Consider the following 20,661-nt stretch of genomic DNA (forward strand, 5'->3'; position numbering starts at 1 on the left):
GCCTAGCCGGGCGGGGTACCGTTCGCCTTCAGGACTTCCCCGGCAAGGTAGAGCGACCCGCAGATGAGAATGATGGGTGGGGGAGGGCCGCTGGCAAGGGCACGGAGCGCGTCCGGCACGGACGCGGCCGTACCGGCCGTCAGCCCTTCGGCAGCGGCCGCGGCGGCAATCCCCTCTGGCGGCTGACAGGCATGGCCGCTGACCGGAACCGCCGTCAGTCCCGATGCGCGGTGCGTCAGCGGTTTCAGGAAACCGGCCGCGTCCTTCCCCTCAATCATGCCCAGGATGATATGCGCACCGGCCTCCGGCGGCAGTTCGCGCCGCAGGAATCCCCCGATCGCACGGCCGGCGGCGGGGTTATGACCACCGTCGAGATAAAGGGCCGCCCCCTTCGGCAACAGTTGCGCCAGAGCGCCGCTTTCCAGCCGCTGCAGTCGCGCCGGCCATTCCGCCCAGCCGATACCCGCCTTCAGTGCCGATTCCGGAACGGCCAATGTTTCCTGATGGCGCAGCATGGCGAGGGCGATTGCGGCATTGTCGTGCTGATGCGCGCCGCGCAGACGTGGCGGGTTCAGCGTCAGCGTCCCCGCCTCGTCCCGGTAATGCAGATGGCGCTGGTAAAAGGTTGCATCCCAAGTGCTGCCACGGGGCATCAGGGGGGCACCGACGTCTGCCGCTGCGGCGGCAACCCGGTGCGCCATGGCGGACGGATACCGCGCGGTGACGAGCGGCACGCCCGGCTTTGCGATGCCGGCCTTCTCGAACGCGATCTTGGTGACGTCGTTGCCCAGGAACCGCTGATGATCAAGCGAGATGTGCGTCAGGCCGGTCATGATCGGCGAACGAATGACATTCGTGGCGTCGAAGCGTCCGCCGAGCCCGACCTCTAGCACCAGAGCATCGGCGGGCGTTCGCGCGAATGCCAGGAGGGCGGCGGCGGTCGTAAGTTCGAAAAACGTGATGGCGCTACCGGCGTTCGCCGTCATGACCTCTTCCAGGAGCGCGGTGAGCGGCTCGTCGGCGATCAGACGGCCGGCAAGGCGGATGCGTTCGTTGAAATTGACCAGGTGCGGGCTGGTATAGGCGTGAACCTTGTGTCCTGCCGCCTCCAGACATGCACGCAGATAGGCGGTGACGGAGCCCTTGCCGTTCGTCCCGGCAACATGGAACACCGGCGGCAGGGACAGGTGCGGGTCGCCCAGCTTCGCAAGGAGCGCGTCCAGACGATCCAGCGACAGGTCGATGGATTGCGGATGCAGCGCCATGGCGCGGCGCAGAACCGCGTCGAGGGCGGGATCGTCGGCCTGCGCGCCGTCGCCGACGATCGGCGCGCGGCTCATGCCGCCTTCTGCCGGCCCCCTGCGCGCGCGGCCATCATCATGCCGAGAAGACGGCCGAGCGTCGGCGCCAGTTCGTGCCGGTGCACGACCTTGTCGAGCATACCGTGGTCGTAAAGGAATTCCGCGCGCTGGAAGCCCTCTGGGAGTTTTTCGCGAATGGTCTGCTCGATGACGCGCTGGCCGGCCAGGCCGATCAGCGCACCCGGTTCCGCAATCTGAATATCGCCCAGCATCGCATAGCTCGCGGTGACGCCGCCCGTCGTGGGGTCGGTCAGGATCACGATATAGGGCAGGCCGGCCTCGTTCAATTCCTCGATGGCCACGGTGGCGCGCGGCATCTGCATCAGGCTGAACAGCCCCTCCTGCATGCGCGCGCCGCCCGACGCGGTGCAGACGACATAGGGCAGTCCCTGCGCCAGCGCCTCACGCGCGCCGGCAAGGAACGCGGCCCCGACGCCCATGCCCATGGATCCGCCCATATAGGCAAAATTCTGAACGCCCACGATGGTGTCGGTGCCGCCAATCAGGCCGCGCGCCAGTGCGAAGGCTTCCATCTCTCCGGTCTTCGCGCGCGCTGCCTTGATGCGTGCCGGGTAGGGCTTCTGGTCCTTGAATTTCAGCGGGTCGTCGGCGACCATCGGAACCGGCAGGCGAACGAACTTGCCCCCGGCATCGCCGTCGAACAGCTGCTCGAAGCGTTCCGCCGGTCCGACGCGTTCGTGAAAATTGCAGTTCGGACAGACATACTGATTTTCACGCAAATCGCGCTGAAAGACCATCTGGTCGCAGCCGCGGCATTTGGTCCACAGATTGTCTGGCGCCTCCTTCTTCTTGAAGAATTGCAGGCGCGGGCGAAGGTTCGTGATCCAGCTCATGCGGCGGCTTCTATCGCGCTTGCCAGCGATTGCACATAGGCGCGTACGGTTTCGGGCGCCCCATGGCCATGCTGGCCCACCAGGTCGACGATGGCGGAGCCGACGACCACGCCGTCCGCCACGCGCGCAACGTCCGCCGCCTGCTGCGGCGTGCGAATGCCGAAGCCGACGGCGACCGGCAGATTGCTTTCCCGTTTGATGGCGGCGACGGCTTCGCCGATGTCCGGCGCCTCAGCCGCCCGCGTGCCGGTGACGCCGGCGACGCTGACATAATAGAGGAAGCCCGATGCGCCGCTCAAGACAGCGGGCAGACGCGCTGCATCGGTGGTCGGGGTGGCAAGGCGTATGAAGTGCAGGCCGGCATCGCGAAAGGACGGGCCGAGTTCCTGGTCCTCTTCCGGCGGTAGGTCGACGATGATGCAGCCATCGACGCCCGCCGCTACGGCATCTTCGGCAAACGACAATCCGTAGGAGAGGACCGGGTTCAGATAGCCCATCAGGATCAGCGGCACGCCGTCGTGCTTCGCGCGAAAGCGGCGCGCGATCTCAAGCGTACCCTTCAGCGTCATGCCTGCCTTCAGCGCGCGCAGGGACCCTGCCTGTATCGAGGGTCCGTCCGCCATCGGATCGGTGAACGGCATGCCGAGTTCGATGACGTCGGCGCCGCCGGCCACCAGCGCGTCGAGCACCTCCAGCGTCGCCTCCGCCGAGGGATCGCCGGCCGTGACGAACGTGACGAGGGCGGCGCGGTTCTTGCCGAAGGCAGCTTCGAGACGCGCGCTCACAGCTCCACCCCCAGCGCCTCGGCGACGGTGAAGATGTCCTTGTCGCCGCGCCCGCACAAATTGGCGATGATGATGTCGTCGCGGCTCATCGCCGCCGCTTCCTTGCGGACGACCGCAAGCGCGTGACTGGGCTCCAGGGCGGGGATGATCCCCTCCGTACGGCAAAGGAACTGGAAGGCATCCAGCGCATCCTGATCGGTGGCGGATCGGTATTCCACACGTCCGATCTCGTGCAGCCAGCTATGTTCGGGGCCGATGCCCGGATAGTCGAGGCCAGCGGAGATGCTGTGTCCCTCCGTGATCTGTCCGTCCTCGTCCTGCAGCAAATAGGTCTTGTTGCCGTGAAGGACGCCGGGCCGTCCGCCCGAAAGGCTGGCGGCATGGTCGGCGCCATCCAGCCCCTTGCCGGCGGCTTCCACACCGATGATGCGCACGCTTTCATCGTCAAGGAAGGGGTGGAACAAGCCAATGGCGTTGGAACCGCCGCCGATCGCCGCAACCAGCAGGTCGGGCAGACGCCCCTCCGCCTCCTGCAGCTGCGCCTTCGCCTCCGTGCCGATGACGCTTTGGAAATCCCGTACCAGTTCGGGGTAGGGGTGCGGCCCGGCGGAGGTGCCGATCAGATAATAGGTGTCGGAGACGCTAGCGACCCAATCGCGCAGCGCTTCGTTCATCGCGTCCTTCAGGGTCGCACGGCCCGCCGTCACGCCGCGCACCTCCGCGCCAAGCAGGCGCATACGAAAGACGTTCGGCTGCTGCCGCTCCATGTCGCGCGCGCCCATATAGATCGTGCAGGGCAGTCCGAAGCGCGCGCAGACGGTGGCCGTCGCCACCCCGTGCTGACCCGCGCCCGTTTCGGCGATGATGCGCGTCTTGCCCATACGGCGTGCAAGCAGGATCTGGCCGATGCAGTTGTTGATCTTGTGCGCGCCGGTATGGTTCAGCTCGTCCCGCTTCAGGTAGATTTTCGCGCCCGTGTCGCCGTCCGCGCCAGTTTGTGCGGCGACTTGGCGAACCGCCTCGGTCATGCGCTCGGCATAATAAAGCGGGCTCGGTCGTCCGACATAGTGGCGCAGCAGGTCTTCGAACTCCGCCTTGAAGGCCGGGTCCGCCTGCGCTCGGCGATATTCCCGTTCCAGCTCCAGGATCAGCGGCATCAGCGTCTCGGCAACATAGCGTCCGCCGAACGCCCCGAAATGGCCGCGCGTGTCGGGGCCGGCCCTTAAACTCTTGCCTGTCATAAGCTTTTCACTGCTTCCATGAAGGCGGCAATCTTCGCCGCGCTTTTCTCTCCCGGCGCCTCTTCCACACCGGAGGAGACGTCGACAAGGGGCGCGCCCGTCGCTGCGATCGCCCGTCCGACATTGGCCGGCGTCAGTCCCCCGGCCAGTCCCCATGCCCCGCGCCGCGGCCATCCGTCCAGCAGCGACCAATCGAACCGTACACCGTGCCCGCCCGTCAGTGCGGCACCCTCCGGTGGCTTCGCGTCGAACAGGATCAGTTCGGCGACATCGCGATATGCATTCGCCGCATCCAGGTCGCGGGCGCTTCGTATGCCAAGCGCCTTCCACACGGGACGTCCGAACCGCCCCTGCAGTTCGGCCGCGCGGGCGGGGCTCTCATTGCCGTGGAGCTGCAGCACATCGATCGCGCCGAGATAGGGGCGGATTTCCTCATCGCGCGCATCGACGAACAGCCCGACACGGATCAGGCCGTCTGCCTGTTGCGACAGGGCGGTGCATTCGCCTGGGGAGATGAAGCGCGGGCTGCCTTCCTTTCCCACGAAGCCGACATGGTCCGCGCCGCCGCGCCGCGCCGCGATCAGGGCGGCGGGGGTCGTCACGCCGCAAATCTTGACGCTGGTCATTTCATCTGCGCGGCGATTGCCTCGGCAGCCTCTCCGGGGTTGTCGGCCTTCGTGATCGGACGCCCGATCACCAGGACAGAGGCGCCGGCGTCCAGCGCCTCCTGCGGGGTCAGGGCGCGCTTCTGATCGCCCATGTCCGCCCCATGCGGGCGAATGCCGGGTACGACGAACAGACCATCCGGCCAGGCGGCGCTGCGGGCGGCGACCTCCTGCGGTGAGCAGACGATGCCGTCGAGGCCTGCCCGGCGTGTCAGCAGCGCAAGCCGTTCGACCTGCGCGTCGACGCCGCCATCCGTACCGAGTGCGGTCAAATCCTCATCGGACAGGCTGGTCAGCACTGTGACTGCAACCACCTTGGTGCGCTCCGGCGCGGCTGCACGGGCGGCTCGCATCATCGCCTCGCCGCCGCTGGCGTGGACCGTCAGAATATCGACCGGCAGATCCTCGAGCGCGCGCACGGCGCCGCCGACCGTGTTCGGAATGTCGTGCAGCTTCAGGTCAAGAAACAGCGATTTTCCCGAGGATGCCTCGACGATCGTCTCCACGCCTTTTCGGCCAAAGGCATTCCAGAACTCCAGCCCCAGCTTGATTCCGCCCACATGCGGTCCGACCGCGCTTACAAGATCACGCGCATGTTCAAGATCGCCAGTGTCGATCGCACAGAAGATGGGGTTCGGCATCGTTGCTGCGAGGCTCTCCGTCATAAGGTCGGCGTGCGCTGGGTCGTATAGTCGCCCATAGGGGCCGGGCCGGTTCCCACGGAGGGCTCGGCGGGCTGACCCAACGCCGCCAGTTTCGCCTCCAACTTCCGAACCCTGCGCTGCCAGCGCCAGCGGCTGAGGGAATGAAGGATCGCCGTCGGCAGGATGCCGAGAACCAGTGCTGCTATGATGTAGGCGCCGAGCGGCCAGTACGCCTCATACCCGCCGGGCAGCCACAGGACGGTGCGGTCCCAATTTTGGGCCGCGAACCATGCGATGACGATACCCAGAAGAAGGTAGAGGATCAGTGTAAGAATGCGCATATCGCGAAACTAGCGCGGCATACGTCGCTTTACCAGTTGAGAGACGCGGCAATGGTCGCCCAATGCCCTGCCAAGCTCAACCGTCGGCGTTCAATCGTTCGCGAAGTTCCTTGCCGGCCTTGAAGTGGGGAACGCGCTTGGCCTCCACATCCACCTGATCGCCGGTGCGGGGGTTGCGACCAACACGGGCTTCGCGCGCCCTGGTCGAAAATGCGCCGAACCCGCGAAGTTCGACTCGGCGGCCCTCGGCCAGAGCATCAATGATCGACTCGAAGATCGTCGCAACGACGCGCTCCGCGTCTTTCTGTGAGAGGTGGGGATGGGTTTCCGCCACAGCCGCTACGAGTTCTGACCTGATCAATCCCGTGATCCCTTCGTGTCCTGGGTCCGCTCCCCACCCAATCCTAATTTAAGTTAACGCTACCAATCAGGGAAGCGAACCTGACACAATAATATCATGATTCGCTTCCACTGACTAGTCCGTTACGACAGCGTTATGACTTACCGTCGTCCTTCGCCTTGCCCAGCGCTTCGCCGAGGATATCGCCGAGCGAAGCACCACTGTCCGAGGAGCCGTACTGCTTCACGGCTTCCTTTTCCTCAGTGATCTGAAGTGCCTTGATGGACAGATTCGGCTTCTTCGAACGGTCGAAGCCGGTGACCAGGGCATCTACCTTCTGACCAACCTGGAAGCGCTCCGGACGCTGCTCGTCGCGGTCGCGGCTGAGGTCGGAGCGGCGGATGAAGCCGGTCGTCACGCCGCCGTCCAGCGACACTTCCACACCGCCATCGCGCACGTCGACGACTTCGCCGGTGACGACATCGCCCTTCCTGACGCCCGAGCCGACGCTCAGCGCGGCCGCACCTTCCGGCGCCTGGTCAAGCTGCTTCATGCCGAGAGAGATGCGCTCCTTCTCGGCATCCACGTCCAGCACGACGGCCTTCACGGTCTCGCCCTTGTGGTGCATTTCCAGCGCTTCTTCGCCGCTGACGCCCCAGGCGATATCCGACATGTGAACCATGCCGTCGACGTCGCCTTCCAGGCCGACGAACAGGCCGAACTCGGTGGCGTTCTTCACCTCGCCCTCGACGATCGTGCCCACCGGGTAGCGCTCCGCGAAATCCGACCAGGGGTTCGACTGCGCCTGCTTCAGACCCAGAGAGATGCGGCGCTTTTCCTCGTCCACTTCCAGGATGACGACTTCGACTTCCTGGCTGGTGGAGACGATCTTGCCCGGATGGACGTTCTTCTTGGTCCAGGACATCTCCGACACGTGGACGAGGCCTTCGATGCCGTCTTCCAGCTCCACGAACGCGCCGTAATCGGTGATGTTCGTGACGCGGCCCGTCGCCTTCTGGCCGACCTCGTACTTCGCCATCACGCCGTCCCACGGATCGGCTTCGAGCTGCTTCATGCCGAGGGAGATGCGCTGCGTCTCGCGGTTGATGCGGATGATCTGCACCTTCACCGTGTCGGAAATCGACAGGATTTCCGATGGGTGGCCGACCCGCTTGTAGCTCATGTCGGTGACGTGCAGCAGGCCGTCGATACCGCCCAGGTCGACGAACGCACCGTAATCGGTGATGTTCTTCACGACGCCCTCGACAACCTGGCCCTCGGTCAGCGACTGGATCAGGTCCGAACGCTGCTCGGCGCGCGTTTCCTCCAGGATGGCGCGGCGCGAGACGACGATGTTGCCGCGCTTCCGGTCCATCTTCAGGATCTGGAACGGCTGCGGGATGCCCATCAGGGGCGTGACGTCGCGCACAGGGCGCACGTCGACCTGGCTGCCCGGCAGGAAGGCCACGGCGCCGCCCAGATCGACGGTGAAGCCGCCCTTCACACGGCCGAAGATCTGGCCTTCGACGCGGGCGGTGTCGTTATATTCGGTTTCCAGGCGGTCCCAGGCAGCCTCGCGGCGCGCGCGGTCGCGCGACAGCATGGCTTCGCCATTGGCGTTCTCGACGCGGTCGACATAGACCTCGACCTCGTCGCCGGCGCTCAGTTCGGCTTTCTGACCGGGAGGGGCGAATTCGCGCAGCGGCACGCGCCCTTCGGATTTCAGGCCAACATCGATGATGGCCATGTCGTTCTCGATGCCGGTAACCCGGCCGGTGACGACGCGGCCCTCAAAGGCCTCCTCGCCGCCAAGGCTGTCTTCCAGCATTTTTGCAAAATCGTCGCGTGTGGGCTGCGGTGCTGTTGCCATAATCTCTTGAATATCCTTTGTGAAAATTATACATGCCGACCGGTTGGTTCCGGCGGTCTCGAACGCGGCGCGTCCGTTGTTGATGCCTCGGCGGGGACACTTTCCGGCAAGGCGGACAGGAAAAGCGAACGCGTGTCCGGCTCTTCATCCATCTTGTCGCTAAAGCGCTTACGGGAACGGAAACGACCATAACCCGGTACCGAAGCACTCGGCAGCTATGCCGACTGCCGGTAAAAATCAAGGTCGCGCACCGCTTTCCTCGACAATGCGAATGGCCTTTGCGACGGATTCCTCGCGGCTGAGGTGGCTCGTGTCGAGGAGCACGGCGTCCTCGGCTGGTTTCAGCGGCGCGGAGGCACGGCTGCTGTCGCGCCGATCGCGTGCGGCAAGATCGGCTTCCATCTCCGCCAGGTGGACAGGCTGGCCGGCCGCCTCCAGCTCCAAAGCACGGCGCCGCGCGCGTTCCGCGACGCTTGCGGTCACGAACAGTTTCACATCGGCGTGCGGCGCAATGACCGTGCCGATGTCGCGGCCGTCGAGAACCGCGCCGCCAGCCTGATCCGCGAAGCGTCGCTGCCGGTCGAGAAGTGCCCTGCGCACGGCGGGATGGGCCGAGACGATCGACGCGGCCTCCCCCGCCTCGCGAGAGCGCAGCCGCGCCTCCTCGATGGCCCCGGGCTCCGCCGTTGCGGCCGCCAGCGCCGCAGCCTTCTCGTCGCTCAGGTCGATGCCCTCAGTGAGCATTTTTACCGCAACTGCACGATAGAGGAGACCCGTATCCAAATAGGGAAGATCGAAGCGTTGCGCGATCGCCTTTGCCACCGTTCCTTTGCCAGAGGCAGCGTGGCCGTCCACTGCAACGATCATCGATCACCTGCTCCCTTGCCAGGCAGCGGAAGGTCAACATATTGCAGAACCGGACGAATCTGGGGGCAGGGGGCGAGGGGCATGAGCTGTCTTTTCATTGTCGGGACGCGGCCGGAAGCCATCAAGCTGGCGCCGGTAATCGCGGCCTTGGATCGATGCGGCGGCAAAGCGCAAATCTGCACCACCGGTCAACACCGCGATCTGTTGCCGCCGATCCTTCAGGAATATGGACTAGAGGCGGACCACCACGCCGGCGGCGATAATGATTATCCGCTTGCCGCGCTGCAGACGGTCATCAGGCAGGCCCAGCCGGCCGCTCTGGTCGTGCAGGGCGACACCCGTTCGGCTTTTCTGGGGGCGGTGGCGGCCCGGCTCGAGTCGGTGCCGCTCGCGCATGTCGAGGCGGGGCTGCGGTCAGGCAGCGCCCTCGACCCCTTTCCGGAGGAAATATTCCGCATCGGCATCGGGCGGCTTGCCGATCTTCACTTCGCGCCGACGGCGGCTGCGCGCGAACACCTCCTGACTGCGGGGGCGGCAGTTGGCAGCGTGCATGTGACCGGAAACCCGGTCTACGATGCGGCGCTCTCGATTCTGCAGGTCGAACCGCGCATCGCCGTACCGACCCGCTCTATCCTTATGACCGTGCACCGTGCCGAAAACGGGGGTGCGCGGCTGCAACAGATTTACGCCGCAGCGAGCGACCTGGCGCGGGCAGGGCGCCGAGTCATCTACATCCGCCACCCCAGGATCACCGATGCGGACATTAGCGGCCTTGTCGGCGTTCCGGGCCTGGCGGTCCTGCCGCCGCAGCGCCATCGCGATTTCCTTCGCCTCATGACCGCCGCAGATCTCGTCCTGACGGACTCGGGCGGCGTCCATGAAGAAGCGGCCTATTTGCGCCGGCCGTCGCTCATCCTGCGGGATCGCACCGAACGTCCCGAGCTGCTGGTCCCCGGTTTCTCCGAGCTCGTGGGTGCGGAAACGGCGCGCATTGTGACCCGCGCCCGCACGCTTCTCGGCGCGTCCTCTCCACTCGCTGAGGAACCGCTGCGCGATGGCCGGGCCGGCGAACGGATCGCCGCCATCCTCGCGGAAAACTTTTCCATCTGCCGTTAACCATCTTTTCCTCTCCCGAAGAGTTAACGCGTTGTTAAGTATATCTGGCGCGCTTGCTCATGGAGAGGATCATGCGTTTGGAACATCGACAGGCACGCGCCTCCTTCGGCCGGCGCATGCGGCCACGTGGCGTTGGGTCGGATAGTCGTGAGTTATCGGAGAGCTTTACCGGGCAACCCCCCTCTGATCTTCGCTTCCTGGCGTTAAGCTGGCTCGGCGGAATGGTTTTCGTGCTGACCATGATCGCTTGAGGCGCCCATCGTTTCGAACAGCTCAGTGAAGCCTGGAAAGCTGGTCGCGATTGGTGAGGCATCGTCGACGACGACGGGGCGGGATGCCGCGAGACCGAGAACCGCAAAGCTCATGGCAATGCGGTGATCGAGATCCGCATCGATCTGCGCGCCGCCGGACAGCGGAGCGCCACCCGAACCTGTGATTGCTATTCCGTCCGAAAGCAGTTCGCACTCCGCGCCGCAGGCGGTCAGACCCTTGGCCATCAGTGCGAGCCGGTCCGACTCCTTGACCCGAAGCTCCTCCAGGCCGCGCATCACCGTGACGCCGTCCGCCAGCGCCGCCGCGACCATAAGGATCGGGTATTCGTCGATCATGCGGGGGGCGAGCGCGGCCGGTATATCGGCGCCTTTAAGCCGCCCAGCGCGCACCCGGATATCGCCCTGCGGCTCCTCGGACGGGCCGGTGTCCCTTTCCGACACCGCGACGTCCGCGCCCATCAGGCGCAGCGCATCGAGAAGGCCCGTGCGGGTGGAATTGAGGCCCACGCCCTCGATGGTGATTTCGCTACCCGGCACGAGCAGCGCGGCGATGATCGGGAAGGCCGCCGACGAGATATCGCCCGGTATGTCGAGCTCTTGCGGCTTCAGATCGACTTCGCCGATCAGGTCGATCAGCGTTTCCGCTCCATCCGTCTTGACGCTCAGCTCCGCCCCAAAGCGGCGGAGCATTCTTTCGGAATGATCGCGGGTCGGGGCCGTTTCCCGCACGCGCGTGCGCCCCGGCGTATTGAGGCCCGCCAGAAGAACAGCCGATTTCACCTGCGCAGAGGCCACGGGCAGCCGGTAGTCGATGGGAACGGGCGTGTGCGAGCCGGTCATGGTGAGCGGCAAGCGTCCCCCCTCGCTGGCCTCGAAGCGTGCGCCGATTTCCTCCAGCGGCGTGATGACCCGGCCCATGGGGCGCCGCGACAGGGAAGCGTCACCGATGAAGGTGGCGGTCAGGGGATGGCTGGACAGGAGGCCCAAAAGCAGCCGCGTCGAGGTGCCGCTATTGCCCATGTCGAGCGCAGCCTCCGGCGCCAGAAGGCCGCCGACACCCACGCCGTCCACCGTGACATCGTCCGCCCCGAACGTGATCACGGCGCCAAGGGCGCCCATTGCAGCCGCTGTCGCCTTCACATCTTCGCCCATCAGCAGCCCGGAGATGCGCGTGCGGCCGACGGCGAGCGCGCCGAACATCAGGGCCCTGTGCGAGATCGACTTGTCGCCGGGCACCTTGACGCGCCCCTTCAGCGGGCCGGCGGCACGGAAGGACAGCGCGTGTGGTTTCGGGGAAGCGGGGCGCGGTGGAACGGACACGGGTATCGAACTTCTCCTCCTTGGCTTGACGCGGCAACAGGGTGTCCCAACATACGCGCCTCGCGGGCCGGGGCTTTGACAGCCCGCCCATCCCGTGGCAAGCGCCGCCCCGTGTTCGTTCGCCTGCGCCGATTCGCCGGCCGAACCTTTTTTGATTCATGGAGACTTTGCTTTGGCAAAAGCGGAATGGGGCACCAAACGTCAGTGCCCGGAATGCGCAACGCGTTTCTACGACCTGGGACAGGATGAGCCGGTCACCTGCATCGAGTGCGGCCATAGCTGGGCTCCGGAACCGGTATTGAAGTCGAAGCAGCCGCTTCCGTTCGATACGGCGAAGACCAGCAAGGAAAAGGCGGCCGAGGAAGATCTGGACGAGGACGATCTCGACATCGACGAGGACGATGAGGGTTCGCCCGACGACGAGAACGATCTCGGCGGCGACGAGGATCTGTCGGAGGTGACCAAGTCGGCTGGAGACGACGAGCCGGAGGATACCTGATCGCGGATTTGCGGACGGGGTTTCCGGCGGCAAGAAATTGGGCGAATTGGCCCTTGTCAGCCGCAGTCCCTTCGCCTAAACGCCCGCCCTCGCCACCCGCCAAGCCTAAAGGGTGGCCATGATGGCGACGGGGCCGTAGCTCAATTGGTAGAGCGCTACAATGGCATTGTAGAGGTCAGGGGTTCGATTCCCCTCGGCTCCACCATCGCTCTTGAGAAGGTGCGATGTGGCAAAAAGAAACCCCGGGCCCGCGAGGGGCGCCGGGGTTTCTTTTTGTCTGCTTCCCGGGATCAGGCCGGACGTGTCTGACCGGACCCCTTCACCACCGTCTTATAGGTCGTCAGCCCCTCGAGAGCGACGGGGCCGCGGGCGTGCAGGCGCCCGGTCGCAATGCCGATTTCGGCACCGAACCCGAACTGTCCGCCATCGGCGAACTGGGTGGAGGCGTTGTGCATCACGATGGCGCTGTCGACCGTGCCCAGAAACGTGTCGGCCGTCTGCTGATTGCCCGTCACGATCGAATCGGTGTGATGGCTGCCATGCTCGGCGATATGCGCAATGGCTCCGTCGACGCCGGAGACGAGTTTCGCGGAGACGATCGGCTCCAGATACTCCGTATCCCAATCCTCGGCCGTTGCAGGCTTCACGCGCTCGTCCATCCCCTTGACGCCGACATCGCCTCGAACCTCGCAGCCCTCGTCGAGAAGGGCGCGGATGATGCCGGGGGCCATATCGACCGCGGCCTCGTCGATCAGCAGCGTTTCCATCGCGCCGCAAATGCCGGTCCGGCGCATCTTCGCATTGACCGCGATTTCCCGCGCCATGTCCGGATTGGCGTCTTTGTCCACATAGACATGGCAGATGCCGTCCAGATGGGCGAGTACCGGTACGCGCGCCTCTTCCTGGACACGGGCGACGAGCGATTTGCCGCCGCGCGGGATGATGATGTCGATCAGGCCGGCGGCCTTCAGCATCGCGCCGACAGCTGCGCGGTCCTGTGTCGGCACCAACTGAACGGCCTCTTCGGGAACGCCGGCGCTGCGCAGGCCCTTGCCGATAGCGGCCAGAAGCGCACGGTTGGAATGCACCGCTTCGGACCCGCCGCGCAGAATCGCGGCATTGCCGGCCATGACGCAAAGCAGGCCGGCATCGGCGGTGACATTGGGGCGGCTCTCGTAAATGATGCCAACAACTCCCAGCGGGACGCGGCGACGCTCGAAGGTCAGCCCATTGGGTTGGTCCCAAGTCTTGATGAGTTCGCCGACCGGATCTGGCAATGCGGCGATGGAATCGGCCGCATCGGCAATGCCGGTCAACCGATCGGCATCCAGCTTCAGCCGGTCCTGCATGGCCGCCGGCAGGTCGCTTGCCGCCTCCATATCCTTCGCGTTCGCCGCCAGGATTGCGTCCTTGTCGTCGCGCATCGCCTGCGCGGCGGCGCGGATCGCCTTTGCTTTCTCCTCCGTGCTCAGTGCGGCAAGCGTCGTGGCGGCGCGCCGCGCTTTCTCTCCCAGCGACTGAACGAGCTGTTCGGGGTTTTCGGTCTTGTCTGTCAAAGTAGCACCATATTGTTTCTGTGCACGATCGCGGACCGCGGCGCGTAGCCCAGCAGGTCCCGCTGTGCGTCGTTGCGTTTGCCGGCGATCTGTCTGGATTCGCCGGAATTGTAGCTGATCAGCCCGCGCGCCAGGAGGATGCCATCCTTCGAATAGATGTCGACCGAGGCGCCGCGGGCGAACTCGCCATCCACATCAGTAACGCCCGCCGCCAGCAGCGAGTTGCCTTCGCACAGCGCCTTTTCCGCGCCCTCGTCAATCGTCAGCCGTCCGGCGACGTCGATCTTGCCCGCGATCCAGGCCTTGCGTGCGTTCACGTCGTCATTGGCGGTGAAGAGCGTGCCCTTGCCCTGGTCGCGGTATCGCATCACGGGGTTCGGGCTTTGGCCGTCCGCGATGGCGAGAGAGATACCGCTTGCCGTGGCGATGCGCGCCGCCTCCACCTTCGATCCCATACCGCCCGACCCGGGGCCGGTGCTGGCACCGAGCTTCACGTTCAGGCTGCCGATGTCATCGACGACCGGCAGATGCTTCGCATCGGGGTTCTTGCGCGGATCCTCGGTGAAGAGGCCATCCACGTTCGACAGCAGCAGCACCATATCCGCGTTTGCCGCCTGGGCCACGCGGGCCGCCAGACGGTCATTGTCGCCGAAGCGGATCGCCTCCGTCGTCACGCTGTCATTCTCGTTGATGATCGGTGTCGCACCGAGGCTTATGAGGCGGTCGATCGTTGCCGACGCATTTAGGTAGCGGCGGCGGTCCTGCAGATCGTCCAGCGTCACGAGAATCTGCGCCGCCCGCCGGCGGTGGGAACGGAACAGTTCGGAGAACAGGCCGGACAGGATGATCTGGCCGGCGGCCGCGGCGGCCTGGCTGTCCTCAAGGCTGCGTTTGTCGCGTGGCGGCAGGTCCAGCAGGTTCGAACCGAGCGCGACCGCGCCGGATGCGACCAGCACGACGTCGATACCGTTCTCCTTGCGAAGGCGTTCGATGTCCTCGATGACACTGGCGATCCAGTATCTCTCGACCTCGCCTGCCTCGCTGACCAGCAGCGCGGAGCCGATTTTGACCACCAGGCGCTTAACGCCGGCGAAGTGATGCGATGTGTCTAGATCCGTCAAAGCGGAGACCATTCCCCTTCTGGTTGTTCCTGTTCGTGATCGCCGTCATCTCGCTGGCTGCCCGCCATGGCGGCAAGCGGTTTCATCAGCGTGTCGACCCCCTGTCCGCTGATGGTGGATATGGGGTAGACATTCTGTCCCGCTTCCTCTTCCAGCTCTGCCAGTTGAGCAGCAATCAACTCCTCGTCCAAGGCGTCAATCTTCGTAAGCGCGACGAGTTCCGGCTTTTCCGCCAGTCCCTCGCCATATTCTTCTATTTCGTCCCGAACCGTCCGGTAGGCGGCGGCCGGATCGTTCTCGGTCGCATCAACCAGATGGAGGAGCACCCGGCAGCGTTCGATATGCCCCAGGAACCGGTCGCCGATTCCGGCCCCGTCGGCGGCACCCTCGATCAGCCCCGGAATGTCTGCGAGCACGAAGCTGTGGTCGCGGTAGCGTACGACCCCCAGCTGAGGCTGCACGGTGGTGAAGGGATAGTCGCCGATCTTCGCCTTCGCGTTGGTAATGGCGCTGATGAAGGTCGACTTGCCTGCGTTCGGCAGCCCGACGAGACCGGCATCGGCCATCAGCTTCAGGCGCAGCCAAACCCACATTTCCTGCGCGGGCTCGCCGGGCTGATGCTGACGCGGCGCGCGGTTCGTGGACGTTTTGTAGCTGGCATTGCCGCGCCCGCCGAGGCCCCCTTCCAGCAGAGTGACCTGCTGCCCCGCGTCCGTCAGGTCGGCCAGCATGACGTCCCTGTCCTCATCGAGGATCTGGGTGCCGACGGGTACGTCGATGATAAGGGGCGGCGCGGATGCGCCGGTCTTGTTCTGTCCGGCGCCGCCCGTGCCGCGCCGGGCGCGGAAATGCTGCGTGTAACGAAAATCGATCAGCGTATTCAGGCCTTGAACGGCGCGAAACACCACATCGGCGCCGCGGCCGCCATTGCCGCCATCGGGACCGCCATATTCTATGTATTTTTCGCGGCGGAACGACACCGCACCCGGGCCGCCGGCACCGGAGCGTATGTAGATCTTTGCCTGATCCAGAAAATGCATGGGACCGCTTTATCGTGGTGCCCGCTGCCTGGCTATCGTAACCGGCATTTGGGCGCTCAAGGCCAAGGAGTGCGTTGACAAGAGGGGGGCGGCTGCTTTGGAATTCAGCGCTGGATTCAGCCCGCCGCCCGTGAAGGATAGCCGACATCGCGAACATCATTCGTCTAACGCGCAAATATCTTCTGCCTCGCAGCGGTCCCCGCGTTATCGGCGTCGGGGCCGCCAAAACCGGTACGCATAGTATTGGGACGATGTTCGCCCGGCAGGCCCATTCGGCGCATGAGGCGGATGCCGAGCAGCTGATCGAACTTCATCTCGACCGGCTACAGGGCGGAGCCGGTTCCGACGATCGCGCGCTTGCCGACGTCCTTCGGCAACGGGACAAACGGCGCCGCCTGAAATTCGATGCCTCTCAGGTAAATATCTACCTTATCGACATGTTCGAGGCGCTGTTTCCAGGCAGCCGCTATGTCCTGACCGTGCGCAGGCCGGGCGATTGGCTGCGATCAATGGTCGACGATAGTCTGCGCCGGGACGTCAGCGCGACTTGGCACCGCTTCCGCGACTATCGGTTCCGCCAGCATGAGGGCTTCACGCCCGGCGACGAACCGCTGCGGCAGAAGGATCTCTATCCGCTGTCGGGCTATCTGAACTATTGGCGCGAGGCGGTTGAACTCCCCTTCACGCGCATCCCGTCCGAGCGTCTGCTGGTCATCCCGACACATCAGCTTACCCAGCGTGCGGATGAGATCGCGGCGTTCAGCGGAATGAGCGGCCTGACCGTGCCGCAGGGCGCAACGCGGAAGTTCGTCAATCCAGAGCGCTTCGGCGTGGTCGAATCGCTTGATCCGGACTACCTGTCCAGCCGCATTGCCGCCATCTGCGAACCCGTCATCAAGGAACGCGGACTGAACCTGGATTGAGGGCCGAACAGACGGCGAGCGGAGCGCGTCAGGCGGCGTGGCGCGCTGCGTCCGCTCTTCGAAGCGCGCGTCCGTCTTCCCAGGCTTCGCGCGAGAGGACGAATTCCCGGCACTCCACCGATTCCCCGCGCGGTACGCAGTGCTGCGTCGACAACCGCCCCGTATCGGTAAAGCCCAGCGATTGCAGCACCCGGCCGGATTTTGGATTGTCGGTGTAGACCCTCGCTTTCAGCTGCGGCAGGCGCCGGCCGAGAAAGGCGTGCTCAAGGACCGCCTGTCCGGCTTCCACGGCAATCCTCTGGCCCCACCAGTCTCGTGCGATCCAGTAGCTGAGAGCGATGTCGCCGCCGCGATCGGGGCGCGGTCCGAACGCAATGCCGCCTGCAAGCTCCCGAACCGAACGGCGGTCGAAGATGCCCAGGCTGACCATGTCCGGTCCGCTCGCCAAATCAGCGGCGATCTTTTCCATCGCGCGCGCGACGGTGAAGGGGGAGGGGGGCGTGCCGAGATTGCGAAGCACGTCCGCATCTCCCATGCGCGCCGACAGCACGTCCGCGTCCTCCGGCCAAAGCGGGCGCAGCAACAGCCTTTCCGTCACGATGAACATACCGCGGCTCCTTCCAATCTGCCGCGGGGAGACACGAAAAAAGGGAGGCGGCGACCCGTCTCCCTCTTTTCGGGGCCTTTTTCACCCCGGGGTCGCCATCTCCGGCGACCTATGTTGCTGGCGGGTCGCCTGTCGCTATTCGGCCGCTTCCATAATCGGGTCGACCGAGATGTACTTTCGGCCTCGGGCGCCGTCGTGGAAATTCACCGTACCCTCGACGAGCGCGAACAGCGTGTGATCCTTGCCGAGACCGACATTGCGGCCCGGATAGAATTTCGTCCCGCGCTGACGCACGAGGATATTGCCGCCCAGCACGTGCTGACCGCCGAAACGCTTCACACCCAGACGCTGACCCGGAGAGTCGCGGCCGTTGCGAGAGGAACCGCCTGCTTTCTTATGTGCCATCGTTCAGTCTCCTCTTACGCTTCGTCGTCGGCCTTGGGCGCGGACTTGGCCGTCGCTGCCTTCTTGGCCGGTGCCTTCTTCTTCGCTGCGGGGGCGTCGCTTGCGGGCGTCTTCGCCTCCGCGGCTTTCGCAGTCGTCTTCTTGGTCGCCGCTTTCTCCGCCTTCGCAGGGGCTTCGGAAGCGGGCGCCTCGGTCGTCGCCGCATCGGCCTTGGCCGCCTTCGGCGCAGCGTTCTTCGCCGGGGCGCTGCCGCCCAGAGCGGTGATCTTCAGGACCGTCAGCTGCTGGCGATGGCCGCGCGTCCGCTGGTAACCCTGCCGGCGACGCTTCTTGAAGACGCGGATCTTCTTCGACTTCGCCTGCTCCACGATCTCTGCGTGAACAGTCTCCTTGGAGGCGTCCTGCAGGCTGTCGCCTTCGCCGATCATCAGGACATCGTCGAGAGCGACGCTGTCGCCCACTTCGCCGTCGATCTTGTCGACGATGATTTTCTGGTCGGCGGCGACGCGATACTGCTTGCCGCCCGTGCGCACGATCGCGAACATCAGGTCTTCCAAACGGGTTCAGTCAAAATAAAATGCGGGGTCCGCCGCGAATCAAGCCGATCCGCGCGGCGAGCCGCCGAATTGAAGGCGCCAGATAGGCCGCAGGGAGGAAGGCGTCAAGGCAATTCCGGGGATGTCGGACGCTCGGGCCCGACCGCCGTCCGGTCCGATATCCGTTCAGTGCGCCCGGCCGGGCCGCAGGCGATAGCGCCCGTCGGCATCCCGATCGAACATTTCCGCCACGGCCGGATGCAGGGGCTCGCCGCCCTCCTCGTCGGTCAGCAGGTTCTGCTGGCTGACATAGGCCACATAGGCTTCCTGGCCATTGTCCGCGAGCAGATGGTAATAGGGCTGCTCGCGAATGGGACGCACGTCCTCCGGGATCGACTGGTACCATTCCTCACTGTTCGCGAATTCCGGATCCACGTCGAAGATAATGCCGCGGAAGGGATAGAATCGATGCTTCACCACATCGCCGATGCCGAAAGTGGCAGAGCGCACTGCCGCAATGATCTGCCGTTCACCGGTCATGTCGTTCTCCTTTGTCCGCTCTGTCCGCGGCGGCTCATAAGCCATCGTCCGTAAATGTAGGATTTCCCGGCACAGGGTGCAAAGCGGCCTGCGCTGTCCCTCTGGCGTGAAGATGCGCGCCGCTTGACGGGAAGGGTTTGCAAACGCCGCCGCCCTCGTTATTAGCCCGCGCTTCGACCGCGCTTGCTGCCCCAAGGGCTGCCGGCGTCCCTCGTGCGGAGAGGTGACAGAGTGGTCGAATGTGGCGGTCTCGAAAACCGTTGTGCCTTATGGGTACCGTGGGTTCGAATCCCACCCTCTCCGCCATTTCCCTTTCTCAGGGCTTTTCAGCCCATATATAGTTGACTGTAATTGCTTGCATTTCGGGGCGACCGCTGTCCTAAGCGGTATCATCCAATGTCAGCCAATGCCAAATGACGTGGGGGCACTTTGGGGGCATCAAGCTAGTGAGGTGGGGGCATGCTGACCGACGCGGCAGTCAGAAAAGCGAAAGCACGCGAAAAGCCATACAAGCTGGCTGATTCTGCCGGTTTGCATCTCTTCGTTACGACAACCGGTCACCGCTCGTGGAGATACAAATACCGGTTCGGGGGCAAGGAAAAGCGAATTGTCTTCGGCCACTACCCTGACGTATCGCTGGCCGAGGCCCGCATCATGCGCGATGACGCGAAACGGCTACTTAGGGAAGGGCGCGACCCAGGATACGAAGCTAAGCTGGCGAAATTGGCCAACACAAAGCGCCATGAGCACACGTTTGAAGCGTTAGCGCGCGAATGGCACAACTTGCAAAAAGACCGCTGGACGGAAGTCCATGCTGGCGATGTCATTAGCAGCATGGAGCGTGATCTGTTTCCCGTTCTGGGCAACATCGCCATGGCAGACATTGATGAGCATCTTGTTCTTTCAACCCTTCAAATCGTTGAGGCAAGAGGAGCGATCGAAACCGCGCACAGGCTTCGCCAAAGAATTGCGAGCATTTTCAAATTCGCACGCTCTAAGAAGGTGGTCACTCATAACCCCGCGGACGTGGGCGAACTCCTGAAGCCCGTACCGAAGGGAAAACGCTGGCCGGCACTGGTCGACTTGGACGAAATACGCGGCCTAATCGCTGCGGTCGATGGTGCAGGAGCTAATCCGGTCAGCCGCCTCGCTTCGCGTTTTATGGCTCTCACGGCCCAAAGGCCAGGCATGGTCAGAACTGCACCATGGTCTGAGTTTCACGAAATAACGTGGTCAGATGACGGCGCAGTCGATGAGAACGCGTTCTGGCTAATCCCATCCGACCGTGTGAAGCTGGAACTGGAATTGAAGGGCGACGAAGCCTTCGACCATGTGGTTCCACTTGCTCGCCAATCGGTCGAGGTCCTCAAAGCAACTCGGCGATTGACTGGTCGCGGTCCGCTTGCCTTCCCAAATAATCGCTCGTCGTTCGGTCCGCTCAGTGAGAACACCGTAAACTTTTTGTATCATCGCTTAGGTTATAAGGGACGACACGTCAGCCACGGCTGGAGGTCATCCTTCTCGACCATAATGAACGAGCATTTTGCTCGACAACACGTGGGAGCTGACCCGCGCCTCGTGCTTGAGCGTTTGATTGTCGACTTGATGCTTGCGCATATGCCTAAGGGATTGTCCGCGTCTGAACAGCGATATAACCGCGCAGCGTATATGGATCGCCGACGCGAAATCTCACAGCTTTGGGCGAACTGGATCATGGAGGGGCAACTAGCGGCGTCTGCGTTGCTCGAGGGCCCACGG

The 20,661-nt window shown here is 64.3% G+C and carries 22 protein-coding genes and 2 tRNA genes; 6 read left to right on the forward strand and 18 right to left on the reverse strand.

Going from position 1 to position 20,661, the window contains the following annotated elements; genetic code table 11:
• Window positions 1-2 precede the first annotated feature (2 nt).
• The 10 genes from C725_RS09265 to C725_RS09310 all read right to left on the reverse strand — a co-directional run bounded on the left by C725_RS09265 (window position 3) and on the right by C725_RS09310 (window position 8,968).
• Window positions 3-1,340, reverse strand: a complete 1,338-nt coding sequence (locus C725_RS09265) for a bifunctional folylpolyglutamate synthase/dihydrofolate synthase (protein ID WP_008602259.1) — start codon at window positions 1,338-1,340, stop codon at window positions 3-5.
• Window positions 1,337-2,215: an acetyl-CoA carboxylase, carboxyltransferase subunit beta gene (gene accD / locus C725_RS09270; RefSeq protein WP_008602260.1), complete on the reverse strand. Its 879-nt coding sequence runs from the start codon at window positions 2,213-2,215 to the stop codon at window positions 1,337-1,339. The genes C725_RS09265 and accD overlap by 4 nt, the downstream gene beginning before the upstream one ends.
• The gene (trpA, locus tag C725_RS09275) at window positions 2,212-3,000 is read right to left on the reverse strand and encodes a tryptophan synthase subunit alpha (protein WP_008602261.1); all 789 of its coding nucleotides are present in this window, start codon (window positions 2,998-3,000) and stop codon (window positions 2,212-2,214) included. Before trpA ends, accD begins: the two co-directional genes overlap by 4 nt.
• On the reverse strand, window positions 2,997-4,241 hold the full coding sequence (gene trpB, locus C725_RS09280; protein WP_008602263.1) for a tryptophan synthase subunit beta: 1,245 nt from the start codon (window positions 4,239-4,241) through the stop codon (window positions 2,997-2,999). Before trpB ends, trpA begins: the two co-directional genes overlap by 4 nt.
• The gene (locus C725_RS09285) at window positions 4,238-4,867 is read right to left on the reverse strand and encodes a phosphoribosylanthranilate isomerase (RefSeq protein WP_008602264.1); all 630 of its coding nucleotides are present in this window, start codon (window positions 4,865-4,867) and stop codon (window positions 4,238-4,240) included. Before C725_RS09285 ends, trpB begins: the two co-directional genes overlap by 4 nt.
• Window positions 4,864-5,547 carry an orotidine-5'-phosphate decarboxylase gene (pyrF, locus tag C725_RS09290; protein WP_008602265.1) on the reverse strand — a complete coding sequence of 228 codons (684 nt, stop codon included), beginning with the start codon at window positions 5,545-5,547 and terminating at the stop codon, window positions 4,864-4,866. Before pyrF ends, C725_RS09285 begins: the two co-directional genes overlap by 4 nt.
• A gap of 20 nt (window positions 5,548-5,567) precedes the next feature.
• On the reverse strand, window positions 5,568-5,891 hold the full coding sequence (locus C725_RS09295) for a LapA family protein (RefSeq protein WP_008602267.1): 324 nt from the start codon (window positions 5,889-5,891) through the stop codon (window positions 5,568-5,570).
• Window positions 5,892-5,967: 76 nt separating this feature from the next.
• Window positions 5,968-6,252, reverse strand: coding sequence for an integration host factor subunit beta (locus C725_RS09300; protein WP_038282605.1), 285 nt, complete (start codon window positions 6,250-6,252; stop codon window positions 5,968-5,970).
• A gap of 133 nt (window positions 6,253-6,385) precedes the next feature.
• Complete coding sequence (gene rpsA, locus C725_RS09305; protein ID WP_008602271.1) at window positions 6,386-8,101, reverse strand: 30S ribosomal protein S1; 1,716 nt, start codon at window positions 8,099-8,101, stop codon at window positions 6,386-6,388.
• 237 nt (window positions 8,102-8,338) lie between these two features.
• Window positions 8,339-8,968 carry a (d)CMP kinase gene (locus C725_RS09310; protein WP_008602275.1) on the reverse strand — a complete coding sequence of 210 codons (630 nt, stop codon included), beginning with the start codon at window positions 8,966-8,968 and terminating at the stop codon, window positions 8,339-8,341.
• Between the two features lie 81 nt (window positions 8,969-9,049).
• On the opposite strand from C725_RS09310, the gene wecB reads away from it, so the two are divergent.
• Window positions 9,050-10,084 carry a non-hydrolyzing UDP-N-acetylglucosamine 2-epimerase gene (gene wecB, locus C725_RS09315; protein ID WP_008602277.1) on the forward strand — a complete coding sequence of 345 codons (1,035 nt, stop codon included), beginning with the start codon at window positions 9,050-9,052 and terminating at the stop codon, window positions 10,082-10,084.
• Between the two features lie 203 nt (window positions 10,085-10,287).
• On the opposite strand, the gene aroA is transcribed toward wecB, so the two are convergent.
• A complete protein-coding gene (gene aroA, locus C725_RS09320) occupies window positions 10,288-11,634 on the reverse strand; it encodes a 3-phosphoshikimate 1-carboxyvinyltransferase (RefSeq protein ID WP_051051305.1) in 1,347 nt (448 codons plus the stop codon).
• A gap of 214 nt (window positions 11,635-11,848) precedes the next feature.
• Between aroA and C725_RS09325 the strand changes: the two genes are divergently transcribed.
• Window positions 11,849-12,175 (forward strand): TIGR02300 family protein, encoded by a 327-nt coding sequence (locus tag C725_RS09325; protein WP_038282608.1) that lies wholly within the window; start codon window positions 11,849-11,851, stop codon window positions 12,173-12,175.
• Window positions 12,176-12,304: 129 nt separating this feature from the next.
• Window positions 12,305-12,380, forward strand: a tRNA-Ala gene (locus C725_RS09330).
• Between the two features lie 85 nt (window positions 12,381-12,465).
• Here C725_RS09330 and C725_RS09335 read toward each other — a convergent pair.
• Genes C725_RS09335 through obgE form a run of 3 tightly spaced genes read right to left on the reverse strand, consistent with a single transcriptional unit; the run spans window position 12,466 to window position 15,892 of the window.
• Window positions 12,466-13,731 (reverse strand): glutamate-5-semialdehyde dehydrogenase, encoded by a 1,266-nt coding sequence (locus tag C725_RS09335; RefSeq protein WP_008602286.1) that lies wholly within the window; start codon window positions 13,729-13,731, stop codon window positions 12,466-12,468.
• Window positions 13,728-14,864 carry a glutamate 5-kinase gene (gene proB / locus C725_RS09340; RefSeq protein WP_008602289.1) on the reverse strand — a complete coding sequence of 379 codons (1,137 nt, stop codon included), beginning with the start codon at window positions 14,862-14,864 and terminating at the stop codon, window positions 13,728-13,730. The genes C725_RS09335 and proB overlap by 4 nt, the downstream gene beginning before the upstream one ends.
• Window positions 14,849-15,892: a GTPase ObgE gene (gene obgE / locus C725_RS09345; protein WP_008602291.1), complete on the reverse strand. Its 1,044-nt coding sequence runs from the start codon at window positions 15,890-15,892 to the stop codon at window positions 14,849-14,851. The genes proB and obgE overlap by 16 nt, the downstream gene beginning before the upstream one ends.
• Before the next feature lie 251 nt (window positions 15,893-16,143).
• On the opposite strand from obgE, the gene C725_RS09350 reads away from it, so the two are divergent.
• Window positions 16,144-16,815: a hypothetical protein gene (locus C725_RS09350; RefSeq protein ID WP_008602293.1), complete on the forward strand. Its 672-nt coding sequence runs from the start codon at window positions 16,144-16,146 to the stop codon at window positions 16,813-16,815.
• A gap of 28 nt (window positions 16,816-16,843) precedes the next feature.
• On the opposite strand, the gene C725_RS09355 is transcribed toward C725_RS09350, so the two are convergent.
• From C725_RS09355 to hspQ, 4 genes are all read right to left on the reverse strand, one after another.
• Window positions 16,844-17,422, reverse strand: a complete 579-nt coding sequence (locus C725_RS09355; RefSeq protein WP_008602294.1) for a GNAT family N-acetyltransferase — start codon at window positions 17,420-17,422, stop codon at window positions 16,844-16,846.
• A 135-nt stretch (window positions 17,423-17,557) separates the two neighbouring features.
• Window positions 17,558-17,827, reverse strand: a complete 270-nt coding sequence (rpmA, locus tag C725_RS09360; protein ID WP_008602297.1) for a 50S ribosomal protein L27 — start codon at window positions 17,825-17,827, stop codon at window positions 17,558-17,560.
• 14 nt (window positions 17,828-17,841) lie between these two features.
• Window positions 17,842-18,372, reverse strand: a complete 531-nt coding sequence (gene rplU / locus C725_RS09365; RefSeq protein ID WP_008602299.1) for a 50S ribosomal protein L21 — start codon at window positions 18,370-18,372, stop codon at window positions 17,842-17,844.
• Window positions 18,373-18,549: 177 nt separating this feature from the next.
• Entirely contained in the window at window positions 18,550-18,903 is a 354-nt protein-coding gene (hspQ, locus tag C725_RS09370) for a heat shock protein HspQ (RefSeq protein ID WP_008602301.1), read from the reverse strand.
• A gap of 217 nt (window positions 18,904-19,120) precedes the next feature.
• Between hspQ and C725_RS09375 the strand changes: the two genes are divergently transcribed.
• Window positions 19,121-19,209 (forward strand) — tRNA-Ser (locus tag C725_RS09375).
• A 153-nt stretch (window positions 19,210-19,362) separates the two neighbouring features.
• Window positions 19,363-20,661, forward strand: a 1,299-nt coding sequence (locus tag C725_RS09380) for a tyrosine-type recombinase/integrase (RefSeq protein WP_038282722.1), incomplete at its 3' end; no start/stop codon positions are given.

Origin of the sequence: Pacificimonas flava (assembly GCF_000342165.1) — a bacterium.
Taxonomy (GTDB): Bacteria; Pseudomonadota; Alphaproteobacteria; order Sphingomonadales; family Sphingomonadaceae; genus Pacificimonas; species Pacificimonas flava.

Coding starts and splice junctions, on each gene's coding strand:
- C725_RS09265 (WP_008602259.1), bottom strand. CDS start 1,340: ATGAGCCGCGCGCCGATCGTCGGCGACGGCGCGCAGGCCGACGATCCC.
- accD (WP_008602260.1), bottom strand. CDS start 2,215: ATGAGCTGGATCACGAACCTTCGCCCGCGCCTGCAATTCTTCAAGAAG.
- trpB (WP_008602263.1), bottom strand. CDS start 4,241: ATGACAGGCAAGAGTTTAAGGGCCGGCCCCGACACGCGCGGCCATTTC.
- C725_RS09285 (WP_008602264.1), bottom strand. CDS start 4,867: ATGACCAGCGTCAAGATTTGCGGCGTGACGACCCCCGCCGCCCTGATC.
- pyrF (WP_008602265.1), bottom strand. CDS start 5,547: ATGCCGAACCCCATCTTCTGTGCGATCGACACTGGCGATCTTGAACAT.
- C725_RS09295 (WP_008602267.1), bottom strand. CDS start 5,891: ATGCGCATTCTTACACTGATCCTCTACCTTCTTCTGGGTATCGTCATC.
- rpsA (WP_008602271.1), bottom strand. CDS start 8,101: ATGGCAACAGCACCGCAGCCCACACGCGACGATTTTGCAAAAATGCTG.
- C725_RS09310 (WP_008602275.1), bottom strand. CDS start 8,968: ATGATCGTTGCAGTGGACGGCCACGCTGCCTCTGGCAAAGGAACGGTG.
- wecB (WP_008602277.1), top strand. CDS start 9,050: ATGAGCTGTCTTTTCATTGTCGGGACGCGGCCGGAAGCCATCAAGCTG.
- proB (WP_008602289.1), bottom strand. CDS start 14,864: ATGGTCTCCGCTTTGACGGATCTAGACACATCGCATCACTTCGCCGGC.
- obgE (WP_008602291.1), bottom strand. CDS start 15,892: ATGCATTTTCTGGATCAGGCAAAGATCTACATACGCTCCGGTGCCGGC.
- C725_RS09350 (WP_008602293.1), top strand. CDS start 16,144: ATGTTCGCCCGGCAGGCCCATTCGGCGCATGAGGCGGATGCCGAGCAG.
- C725_RS09355 (WP_008602294.1), bottom strand. CDS start 17,422: ATGTTCATCGTGACGGAAAGGCTGTTGCTGCGCCCGCTTTGGCCGGAG.
- rpmA (WP_008602297.1), bottom strand. CDS start 17,827: ATGGCACATAAGAAAGCAGGCGGTTCCTCTCGCAACGGCCGCGACTCT.
- rplU (WP_008602299.1), bottom strand. CDS start 18,372: ATGTTCGCGATCGTGCGCACGGGCGGCAAGCAGTATCGCGTCGCCGCC.
- hspQ (WP_008602301.1), bottom strand. CDS start 18,903: ATGACCGGTGAACGGCAGATCATTGCGGCAGTGCGCTCTGCCACTTTC.